The sequence below is a fragment of the Streptomyces roseus genome (assembly GCF_001044425.1).
GTDB classification, from domain to species: domain Bacteria; phylum Actinomycetota; class Actinomycetes; order Streptomycetales; family Streptomycetaceae; genus Streptomyces; species Streptomyces roseus.
Window position 1 is genome coordinate 1 of the sequence record NZ_LFML01000124.1, and the last position, 9,710, is coordinate 9,710.

A 9,710-nucleotide genomic window follows, 5' to 3' on the forward strand; every position below is an offset into this window, starting at 1 on the left:
CCCGCTGCCTACGATCGGCACGCCGAACCGGGCCGCCGGGGGCCCGGAGACCCCGGGTGCCGCCCGGCCCCGCAGACGACTGGAGTGGCACTCATGGCGCAGGGTGGGGCAGCACGGCGCACGGTCCTGGGGGCGGCCGTCCTGGCAGCGGGCAGCGGCATGACCGCGCTCTCGGCGGGATCCGCCGCGGCGGCGCCGGCAGCACAGGCGGCGGACGCGGCGCGAGCGGCCCAGGCGGCCGACGCCCGCCGCGGCGGCGGCTACCGGGACCTCCCCGTCCCGCTGGTCATCGGCCACCGCGGGGCCAGCGGCTACCGGCCCGAGCACACCCTCGGCTCGTACCAGCTCGCCCTCGACCTGGGCGCGGACGTCGTCGAGCAGGACCTGGTGCCCACCAAGGACGGCCATCTGGTGTGCCGTCACGAGAACGAGATCGGCGGCACCACCGACGTCGCCGACCACCCCGAGTTCGCCTCCCGGCGTACGACCAAGTCGGTGGACGGGGTCACGATCACGGGCTGGTTCACCGAGGACTTCACCCTCGCCGAACTGAAGACCCTGCGGGCGAAGGAGCGCATCCCCGCCGTCCGCCAGCGCAACACCCTCTACGACGGCCGGTGGGACGTGCCCACCTTCGAAGAGGTGCTGCGCTGGGCCGACCGCGAGGGCAAGCGGCGCGGCAAGCGCGTCTGGCTGCACGTCGAGACCAAGCACCCCACGTACTTCCGCTCCCTGGGCCTCGGCCTCGAAGAGCCCCTCGCCAAGCTGCTGCGCCGCTACGGCCGCGACGGCCTGGGCGCCCCGCTCTTCCTGCAGTCCTTCGAGCCCTCCAGCATCCAGCGGCTCTCCCGGCTGGTCTCCGCGCCGCGCGTGGTCCTGCTGTCCGCCGCCGGCTCCCGGCCCTGGGACTTCGAACAGGCCAAGGACCCGCGCACGGTGTCGGACCTGGTCAAGCCCGAGGGCCTGAAGTGGATCTCCGGATTCGCCCAGGGCATCGGCCCCACCATGGACCTGATCCTCCCGCGGGACGTGGCCGGCAAGCTGGGCGCCCCCACCACGCTGGTCAAGGACGCCCACGCCCACGGGCTGGTGCTGCACCCCTACACCGCGCGCAACGAGAACACCTTCCTGCCGGCCGAGTACCGCAAGGGCACCGACCCGAACGCGTACGGGGACGCCTTCGGCGCCTTCAAGACGTACTTCGAGCAGGGCATCGACGGCATCTTCACGGACAACGCGGACACCGGCCTGCTGGCAGCCGAGGCCTTCCGCCCGGGCCGCGGGCGCTAGGCGCTTCTTTCGGCCGATGCCGATGCCGATGCCGATGCCGATGCCGATGCCGACGAAGGCTGCCGTCAACGGATAAGCGGAATATCACGTACGGGTGGGCTGTGCCGGGTGTGGAAACCGCCGGGCACGGCCCGCGCGTCCCGCCCGGCATGGACCTGCTGAAGGACTCCGATCTCCTGAACGAACTGGGCCCGCTGCTCTCCGCCGAGGCGGCGGCGGAGGCCCCGGGTGCGGGAGTCGAAGCCGCCGACCTGGAGCAAGCCGTCTGGGTCAGGCTGCTGGAGCACGACCCGGCCCCCGCCGAGCCGGCCCGCTGGCTGCGCCGGGCGGTACGCGCCGAAGCCCGGCTCGCCCGGCGCCGCGCCCGCCGCGAGATCCCGTACGGATGCCGGCCCGCAAGCGCGGGCGCCGAACCCGAAGACGCCCTGCTGCACGGGGAGGAGAACCGGGCCCTCCGATCGGCCGTCGCCCGATTGCCCGGACGGTGTCCGGAGCTCATGGGGGCACTTCTTTCGCCCAGAGACCTCACCTACCGTGAAATCGCAGGAGAGTTGGGTATCTCACAAGGAAGTTTGGGACCCGTCCGTTCCCGTTGCCTGGGATGTCTGCGCAGAATGCTCGCGTCAGAGGTTGCGCCCCCTCGCCTTCGGGGAAGGGAGCGGTAGACCAACGGGCTACCAGGTGAGCGGGAGGCATGCGCACATGGGCATGAGCGTGACCATTTCGGCGGCAGCTGCCGAGGACACTGAGCAGATCCTCAAACTGCAGTACCTGGCGTTCCAGCGTGAGGCCGAGCTGTACGGCAACTACCGCATCCAGCCGCTCACCCAGACCCTGGACTCCCTCAAGGCGGAGCTGGAGTCGGACACGGTGCTCGTGGCCCGCCTCGGCGACGAAGTGGTCGGCACCGTGCGCGGCAGTGTCGACGAGGACGGCACCGGCAAGATCGCCAAGCTCTGCGTCCACCCGCGCCTGCAGGGCCACGGGCTCGGCGCCCGGCTGCTGCGCGCGGTCGAGGAGGCCCTCGCGGGCCACGCCGAGACCACGCGCTTCCGCCTGCACACCGGCCACAAGAGCGAGTCGAACCTGCGCCTGTACCGCAAGGCCGGTTACGTACAGGTCGGAGGCCGCACCGCCTCCGACGGCGTACGCCTGGTCATCCTGGAGAAGGAGGCCGACGCGGCCGACTTCGCGGTCAGCGCCTGACGCACGCTCAGCGTTCAGCGCTTGGCGCGCAGCCAGAGCATCCCGGTGATCGGCAGGATCACCGGGATGAACAGGTAGCCCATCCCGAAGTCCGACCACACGGTGGCGTCCGGGAACGCCTCGGGGCGCACCAGCGTCCAGGTGCCCACCGCCAGTACGCCGGCCAGCTCGGCGGCGCAGCAGACCAACGCCGCCCTGCGGGCCGTCTCCCCGCCGCGGACCAGCGAGTACGTGATGAACGCGTAGACCAGGGCCGCCGCGCCGGACAGCGAGTACGCCAGCGGCGCCCGGTCGAACTCGGTGGAGATCTGGTAGGCCGAGCGCGACAGCGCGCCCACCACCATCACCCCGTAGAGCCAGACCAGCAGCAGTCCGGGTCCGGAGACCAGCCGCTTGCGTCCGCGCGGAGCGGCGCTCGTCGTGTCAGGCACCGGGAGTCCCCCAGATGTCGTAGAGGCGTACTTCGAGGACGGCGAGGACGAGTGCGCCCGCGGCCACCGTCACCGAACCCCACTTGGTCCGCTCGCTCAGCGAGAGCAGCCCGGCCGCCGGGACCGCCGCGAAGGCGCCGATCAGGTAAGCCACGAAGATCACCGTGCCCTCGTCGGGCTTGCCGCCACGGGCCAGCTCGACCACGCCGACCACCAGCTGGGCCAGGGCCAGCAGGGTCACCACGCCCATGCCGATGAAGTGCCAGTCCTTGGTGGGCTGGTCCCGCAGGGCGGCGAACGCGCACCAGGCGGCGAGGGCGAGTGCGGCCGTACCGAGGGCGACCGTCAGGGCGTCGAGCATGCAGCGAGGGTATTACGGGCCGAAAGGCCCGCTGCGCGCACCCCGGCGCCCCGGCCGCTCGTCGGGGCCCGGCCGCACGCCGCCCGGACTCGGGCCGTGGCCTTGACCACAACCCGCACCGCCGCCGAGCAAGGCGCCGACCTGGCCGTACGGGCCCTGACGGCCCTGTCCGCCCAGGTCAGCGCGGGCGGGCGGGAGTGCCCACGGACGGCCCGAGCGGACCGAAGCGTCCGGTATGCGGCCGAAAACCGTCCGCTATCCGGACAACTTTGATCGGTGACGGGATACGTCTGCTTTACTGGGGCCCATGACCACGACGAGCAGCCGCACCCTTGCGACCGAGGCGACGATGACGCCCGGTGCTCGTTGTATGTGTCGAATGTGCGCCTTCTGAGGGCCCCTCTCCTGCGTCTCGCGCCCCGAAGCGAGACCCGGCCGAGCCCGTCCACACACCACGGACCGCTCCTGCCCCGCGCATGCGTTGACGCCGCCGCTTTGTGACGGTTCGACCCGTATCGCGTCTCCAGATGTATGCCCCGTGCCGGCACCCCGCTGCGCCGTGCACTCGACAGCGACGGAATTCCTGTGATCACCACATCGGGCCTCACGAAGGTCTACCAGTCCCGTGGCCGCGAGGTCACCGCCCTGGACGGCGTCGATCTGCACGTCCGCGAGGGCGAGGTCTACGGAGTCATCGGCCAGAGCGGCGCCGGAAAGTCCTCCCTGATCCGCTGCGTGAACCTGCTGGAGCGCCCCACCACCGGCACCGTGACCGTGGACGGCGTCGACCTCACCGCGCTCGCCGGCCGCGGCCGCCGCGCCGGCAAGGAGCTGCGCGAGGCCCGCAGCCGCATCGGCATGGTCTTCCAGCACTTCAACCTGCTGTCCTCGCGCACCGTCCAGGGCAACATCGAGCTGCCCCTGGAGATCCTCGGGGTCTCCGGCCGCGAGCGCTCCCGCAAGGCCCTCGAACTGCTCGACCTCGTCGGCCTGTCCGACAAGGCCAAGGCCTACCCCGGCCAGCTCTCCGGCGGCCAGAAGCAGCGCGTCGGCATCGCCCGCGCCCTGGCCGGCGACCCCAAGGTGCTCCTCTCCGACGAGGCCACCAGCGCCTTGGACCCCGAGACCACCCGCTCGATCCTCCAGCTGCTGCGCGACCTCAACCAGCAGCTCGGCCTGACCGTCCTGCTCATCACCCACGAGATGGACGTCGTGAAGACCGTCTGCGACTCGGCCGCGCTCATGAAGCGGGGCCGGATCATCGAGTCCGGCACCGTCTCCGAACTGCTCGCCACCCCCGGTTCCGAACTCGCCGGGGAGCTGTTCCCCGTCAGCGGCGCCGCCACCGGCCCCGACCGCACGGTCGTCGACGTCACCTTCCACGGCGAGGCCGCCACCCAGCCGGTCGTCTCCCAGCTGGCGCGGACGTACAACATCGACATCTCGATCCTCGGCGCCGCGATGGACACCGTCGCCGGCCGCCAGATCGGCCGGATGCGCATCGAGCTGCCCGGCCGCTACGAGGACAACGTCGTGCCCGTCGGCTTCCTGCGCGAACAGGGCCTCCAGGTGGACGTCGTCGAGGAAGAGGACGCCGCCGCCGCGCTCGAGAACGAACTGGCCGTACTGGTCGAGGACGGTGCCAAGTGACCTGGTCCGAGATGCAGCCCCTGCTCACCCAGGGCACGTACGACACCCTCTACATGGTGCTGTGGTCCACCCTGGCGACCGTGGCCGGCGGACTGCCCATCGGCATCCTCCTCGTCCTCACCGACACGGGCGGCCTCCTGCAGAACCGGCCGCTCAACAAGGTCCTCGGCGTGATCGTGAACATAGGCCGCTCGCTGCCGTTCATCATCCTGCTGATCGCCCTGATCCCGGTCACCACCGCCGTCGTCGGCACCTTCATCGGCCCCACCGCCATGATCGTCCCGCTGGCCATCGGCGCCATCCCGTTCTTCGCCCGCCTCGTCGAGACGGCCGTCCGCGAGGTGGACCACGGTCTCGTCGAGGCCGTCGAGTCCATGGGCGGCGGAGTCCCCACGCTGGTCGGCAAGGTGCTCCTGCCGCAGGCCCTGCCCTCGCTGGTCGCCGCCGTCACCACCACCCTGATCACCCTGATCGGGTACTCGGCCATGGCCGGCGCGGTCGGCGGCGAGGGCCTCGGCTCCAAGGCCATCACCTACGGCTTCCAGCGCTTCGAGACCGGCTTCATGCTCGCCACCGTCGTGGTCCTGATCGCCATCGTCACGGTGATCCAGCTGATCGGCGACGGCGTGGTACGCCTGCTCGCCCGCCGCGGCCGGACAGCCTGAACCGGGCCCACGCCACCCCTGAACCCCCCTCCCGAAAGCCCGCACTTGTCGTGCTTGGGCCTCCATCCGCACAAAGCAAGAAAGGCACTCTTCGTGCGTAACAACATCAAGGCCACCGCCTTCGCCGCCGCCTCCGCCGCGCTCGCCCTCGGACTCACCGCCTGCGGCAGCTCCTCGGACCCGTCCTCCACCAAGGCCGACGGCGGCAAGGCCGACGAGAGCAAGCCGCTGGTCATCGCCGCCTCCCCGAGCCCGCACGCCGACATCCTGAACTTCGTCAAGGACAAGCTGGCGGCCAAGGAGGGCCTCAAGCTGGAGGTGAAGGAGTTCACGGACTACGTGCTCCCCAACACCGCCACCGAGCAGGGCCAGGTCGACGGCAACTACTTCCAGCACAAGCCGTACCTCGACGACTTCAACAAGAAGAACGGCACCCACATCGTGCCCGTCGTGAACGTGCACCTGGAGCCCCTCGGCCTCTACTCCAAGAAGGTCAAGGCCCTCACCGACATCAAGGCCGGCCAGACCGTCGCCGTCCCCAACGACACCACCAACGAGGGCCGCGCGCTCCAGCTGCTCGCCGCGAACAACCTGATCACCCTCAAGGAGGGCGTCGGCACCGCCGCCAAGCTGTCCGACATCACCGACAAGAAGGGCCTGGAGTTCAAGGAGCTGGAGGCCGCCACGGTCCCGCGCGCCCTGAACGACGTGGACGCCGCCGTCATCAACGGCAACTACGCCCTGGAGGCCAAGCTCGCGCCCGCCAAGGACGCGCTGGCCCTGGAGAAGGCCGAGGGCAACCCCTACGCCAACTTCCTCGCCGTGAAGGCCGGCAACGAGAAGGACCCGCGGATCGAGAAGCTCGCCAAGCTCCTCAACTCCGACGAGGTCAAGAAGTTCATCGAGGACAAGTACCAGGGCTCGGTCGTCCCCGCCTTCGGCGCCCCGAAGGCCTGATCCCCGAACCGCTGATCGGCCCCGTACGCCCCGCGGGCGTGCGGGGCCGAGCGCTGCCCGCTTCCGGGCAACCCGGCCGCCACATCCCCCCGCCGATGCTGCATGCTGTGCCTACGGCCCGCACAAAGGTCCAGCAACGGCATGGAGCTGCGCATGACTACCACCTTCCCGGACGTCACCATCAGCACGGACCGGCTGGTGCTGCGCCCCTTCGAAGGGGAGGACGTCAACGCGCTCGCCGAGATGATGAACGACGAGCACGTCATCGCCTGGACCTCCGCGCCGCACCCCTACACCCGCGCCGACGCCCACGCCTGGGCCACCGTGGATTCCCACGCGGAGCGCACCGAAGGCAGAGGCATCGTTTTTGCCGTCACCGAATTCCTCACCCAGCGCCTCGTCGGCATCGTGCACCTCAAGAACACCAACTGGCGCACCCGCAGTACCGAAGTCGGCTACGTCACCGCCCCCTGGGCCCGCGGCGAGGGCTACGCCAGCGAATCCGTACTCGCCGTCGCCCAGTGGCTCTTCGACGACCAGCGCTTCGAGCGCCTCGAACTGCGCACCGCCGCCGACAACACCGCCTCCCAGCAGGTGGCCCAGAAGATCGGCTGCATCAGCGAAGGCGTCCTGCGCAACGCCTGGCTGGTGCGCACCCGGCCCGAGAACGGCACCGAAGGCTCCTGGACGGAGACCCGCACCGACCTCATCGTCTGGAGCCTGCTCCCCGAGGACATCGAGGACATGGCGGACTCGGACGGCTACAACGGCCAGGACGACTACGGATACGGCCGCGGCGCCCAGGCGGGCGCGAGCGGCTACGCCGTCGGCGCCGACTGGAGCTGACCGGACCGACCCTATGACCAGGTAGTCTCACCGTGCCTGGTGGTCCGCCCGCCGGCCCCTGCCGACGAAGACCCCGCCCTCCCCACTCCAGGAGACTGACGACGATGGCCGACCGGGTCACGGTGATCGGCTGGGACGGCTCGCCCCTGACCGCGGCCGCCCGGTCCGCGCTCTCCGCCGCCACCCTCGTGGCCGGCGCCGCCCACCACCTCGCCCTGCCCGAGGTGCCCCCCGCGGCCGAGCGCATCCGCCTGGGCAGCCTCGGACTCGCCGCCCGGCGCATCGCCGCCCACCGCGGGACCGCCGTCGTCTTCGCCGACGGGGACCCCGGCTTCTTCGGCGCCGTACGCACCCTGCGCGCCCCGGAGCACGGCCTTGAGGTCGAGGTCGTCCCCGCCGTCTCCGCCGTCGCCGCGGCCTTCGCCCGCGCCGGGATGCCCTGGGACGACGCCCAGGTCGTCGTCGCCCACCCCCGCACGCTGCGCCGCGCCGTCAACGTCTGCCGCGCGCACGGCAAGGTCGCCGTCCTCACCTCACCCGGCGCCGGGCCCGCCGAACTCGCCCTGCTGCTCGGCGGGGTCCACCGCACCTTCGTCATCTGCGAGGAGCTCGGCACCGTCAAGGAGCAGGTGACCGTCCTGACCTCCGACCGGGTCGCCGACCACAGCTGGCGCGACCCCAACGTCGTCATCGTCATCGGCGGCCAGGCCGTCGCGGCCCCCGCCGCACCCTCCGCCCCGGGCGCCGACCCGGCCTGGCTCCTCGGCCAGAGCGCCGTCCACACCGGCGGACGCGGCTGGGCCCGGACCCAGGGGGACGGCGGCGAAGGGGAGTCGGCGCTGCTGCGCGCCGCCCAGCTCGCCCGCCTCGGCCCCCGCGCCGGAGACCTCGTCTGGGACATCGGCACCGGCTCCGGCGCCCTCGCGGTCGAGGCCGCCGCGTTCGGCGCCGCCGTCATCGCGGTCGACGCAGACCCGCGCGCCTGCGAACGCGCAACCGCCGCCGCCCGCAAGCGGGGCGTACAGCTCCAGGTGGTCGCCGGACGCGCCCCGCACGTACTGGAGGACCTGCCCGAACCCGACGTCGTCCGCATCGGCGGCGGGGGAGCCGAGGTGGCCCGGGCCGTCGCCGACCGCCGCCCCGAACGGATCGTCAGCCACGCCTCCACTCGCGACGAGGCGGAGGCGATCGGCCGCGCGCTCACCGAGGGCGGCTACACCGTCGAGTGCGCGCTGCTCCAGTCGGTGGGCCTGGACACCCGTACGTGGAGCGAACAGGACCGTTCCGTCGTCTTCCTCCTGGCAGCCGAACGTCCCGTGAACCGCTGAGCGGTCCCCGGGACCGCCCGCCGCAAGGGCCGGGGTAGGCTGGCCGATCGTCGTACCGCCCTGGCATCTCCGGGGGTGACGGCACCGCCGGACGCGCGACGTGGCGCAGTCCACAGCGCACCATGCCGGTTATGGCCGCCATGGTGGCTAACGGGCGCGACAATGCTTACGGGTTGTCGTGCGGGGCGTGCGCGTGACGGACACGTCGCACCGCAACCCCGCTCGGGCGCCGGGCGATCGAAGACGCACAACCGATGGGCGAGGGGTACGCATGACTGACACCGGCCAGGTACCGGGCGAGGGTCTCCCGGACAGCGCGGGCATGGTGGATCAGCAGGGCATGCCCGCTCCGGTCCAGCACCCGGCCCCCGCCCCCGTCCAGGGCGGCTACGCCTTCCAGGACCTCGTGGAGAATCCGGCCGAGCCGGAGGACGAGGAACTGCTGCTGATGCCGAGCGGCCAGGGCGCGTGGAGCGACCCGCAGGTCGTCCCGCCGGCGCCGGTCTTCCCGGTCGACACCTCCTACGGCGACGCGCCCTACGCCGAGTACCCCGACGCGCAGGCCGCGTACGCCGAGCCCGGCTACCCCGTGTTCCCCGACCCGTCGTACGCCGACCCCTCGTACAGCGCCGGCGCGCACGAGGCCGGCGGCCGCGATTCCGGCGCGCTCGACCTCGGCGGCCTGGTGGTCCCGCCGCCGGCCGCCGCCCCGGCGGCCGCGGCCGCGCCCGTCACCCCGCCCGCGCCCGCCCGCCGGCCCCTCCACATGGGCCCGCCCGTGCCCGAGACCACCGGCGGAGTCGTACGCTCCCTCGCCGACCGGGGTCCTGCCGCCGCCCCGGCGGCGCCCGTCGTGCCCGTGGCACAGGTGGCGGCTCCCGCGGCCGCCCCCGTCGCCGCCCCGTCGGTGCCGATCCCGGTCCAGGTGGCCGGGCCGCCGACCCTGGGCCCCGAGTACCTGGACGTCCCGCGCCCC

10 protein-coding genes and 1 pseudogene are annotated in these 9,710 nt (G+C 72.2%); 9 read left to right on the top strand and 2 right to left on the bottom strand.

The genetic code is table 11. The annotated features are described in order from the left end of the window. The first annotated feature begins 93 nt into the window (after positions 1 to 93). The 3 genes from ACS04_RS27590 to ACS04_RS27600 all read left to right on the top strand — a co-directional run bounded on the left by ACS04_RS27590 (position 94) and on the right by ACS04_RS27600 (position 2,496). Positions 94 to 1,290 carry a glycerophosphodiester phosphodiesterase gene (locus ACS04_RS27590; RefSeq protein ID WP_078865400.1) on the top strand — a complete coding sequence of 399 codons (1,197 nt, stop codon included), beginning with the start codon at positions 94 to 96 and terminating at the stop codon, positions 1,288 to 1,290. Positions 1,291 to 1,439: 149 nt separating this feature from the next. Continuing rightward, positions 1,440 to 1,955 carry a sigma-70 RNA polymerase sigma factor region 4 domain-containing protein gene (locus tag ACS04_RS39605; RefSeq protein ID WP_078865402.1) on the top strand — a complete coding sequence of 172 codons (516 nt, stop codon included), beginning with the start codon at positions 1,440 to 1,442 and terminating at the stop codon, positions 1,953 to 1,955. Positions 1,956 to 1,992: 37 nt separating this feature from the next. Next, complete coding sequence (locus tag ACS04_RS27600) at positions 1,993 to 2,496, top strand: GNAT family N-acetyltransferase (protein WP_048479512.1); 504 nt, start codon at positions 1,993 to 1,995, stop codon at positions 2,494 to 2,496. 14 nt (positions 2,497 to 2,510) lie between these two features. Here the strand turns inward: ACS04_RS27600 and ACS04_RS27605 are convergent, their stop codons facing one another. Continuing rightward, positions 2,511 to 2,927: a hypothetical protein gene (locus ACS04_RS27605; RefSeq protein ID WP_048479513.1), complete on the bottom strand. Its 417-nt coding sequence runs from the start codon at positions 2,925 to 2,927 to the stop codon at positions 2,511 to 2,513. Then, entirely contained in the window at positions 2,920 to 3,288 is a 369-nt protein-coding gene (locus ACS04_RS27610; protein ID WP_048479514.1) for a hypothetical protein, read from the bottom strand. Before ACS04_RS27610 ends, ACS04_RS27605 begins: the two co-directional genes overlap by 8 nt. 585 nt (positions 3,289 to 3,873) lie before the next feature. On the opposite strand from ACS04_RS27610, the gene ACS04_RS27615 reads away from it, so the two are divergent. The 6 genes and pseudogenes from ACS04_RS27615 to ACS04_RS38370 form a co-directional block, all read left to right on the top strand. Then, entirely contained in the window at positions 3,874 to 4,938 is a 1,065-nt protein-coding gene (locus ACS04_RS27615) for a methionine ABC transporter ATP-binding protein (RefSeq protein WP_048479515.1), read from the top strand. After that, positions 4,935 to 5,603, top strand: coding sequence for a methionine ABC transporter permease (locus tag ACS04_RS27620; protein WP_048479516.1), 669 nt, complete (start codon positions 4,935 to 4,937; stop codon positions 5,601 to 5,603). Before ACS04_RS27615 ends, ACS04_RS27620 begins: the two co-directional genes overlap by 4 nt. A gap of 93 nt (positions 5,604 to 5,696) precedes the next feature. Then, positions 5,697 to 6,560 (top strand): MetQ/NlpA family ABC transporter substrate-binding protein, encoded by an 864-nt coding sequence (locus ACS04_RS27625; protein WP_048479517.1) that lies wholly within the window; start codon positions 5,697 to 5,699, stop codon positions 6,558 to 6,560. Between the two features lie 153 nt (positions 6,561 to 6,713). Next, a complete protein-coding gene (locus ACS04_RS27630; protein WP_048479520.1) occupies positions 6,714 to 7,406 on the top strand; it encodes a GNAT family N-acetyltransferase in 693 nt (230 codons plus the stop codon). A gap of 104 nt (positions 7,407 to 7,510) precedes the next feature. After that, positions 7,511 to 8,734: a precorrin-6y C5,15-methyltransferase (decarboxylating) subunit CbiE gene (gene cbiE, locus ACS04_RS27635; protein WP_048479518.1), complete on the top strand. Its 1,224-nt coding sequence runs from the start codon at positions 7,511 to 7,513 to the stop codon at positions 8,732 to 8,734. Positions 8,735 to 9,005: 271 nt separating this feature from the next. Then, a pseudogene (locus ACS04_RS38370) lies at positions 9,006 to 9,710 on the top strand (nicotinate-nucleotide--dimethylbenzimidazole phosphoribosyltransferase); the annotation flags it as partial.

Excerpts from the sequence above, each read along its gene's own strand:
- ACS04_RS27590 (WP_078865400.1), top strand. The coding sequence starts at position 94 with ATGGCGCAGGGTGGGGCAGCACGGCGCACGGTCCTGGGGGCGGCCGTC.
- ACS04_RS39605 (WP_078865402.1), top strand. The coding sequence starts at position 1,440 with ATGGACCTGCTGAAGGACTCCGATCTCCTGAACGAACTGGGCCCGCTG.
- ACS04_RS27600 (WP_048479512.1), top strand. The coding sequence starts at position 1,993 with ATGGGCATGAGCGTGACCATTTCGGCGGCAGCTGCCGAGGACACTGAG.
- ACS04_RS27610 (WP_048479514.1), bottom strand. The coding sequence starts at position 3,288 with ATGCTCGACGCCCTGACGGTCGCCCTCGGTACGGCCGCACTCGCCCTC.
- ACS04_RS27630 (WP_048479520.1), top strand. The coding sequence starts at position 6,714 with ATGACTACCACCTTCCCGGACGTCACCATCAGCACGGACCGGCTGGTG.
- cbiE (WP_048479518.1), top strand. The coding sequence starts at position 7,511 with ATGGCCGACCGGGTCACGGTGATCGGCTGGGACGGCTCGCCCCTGACC.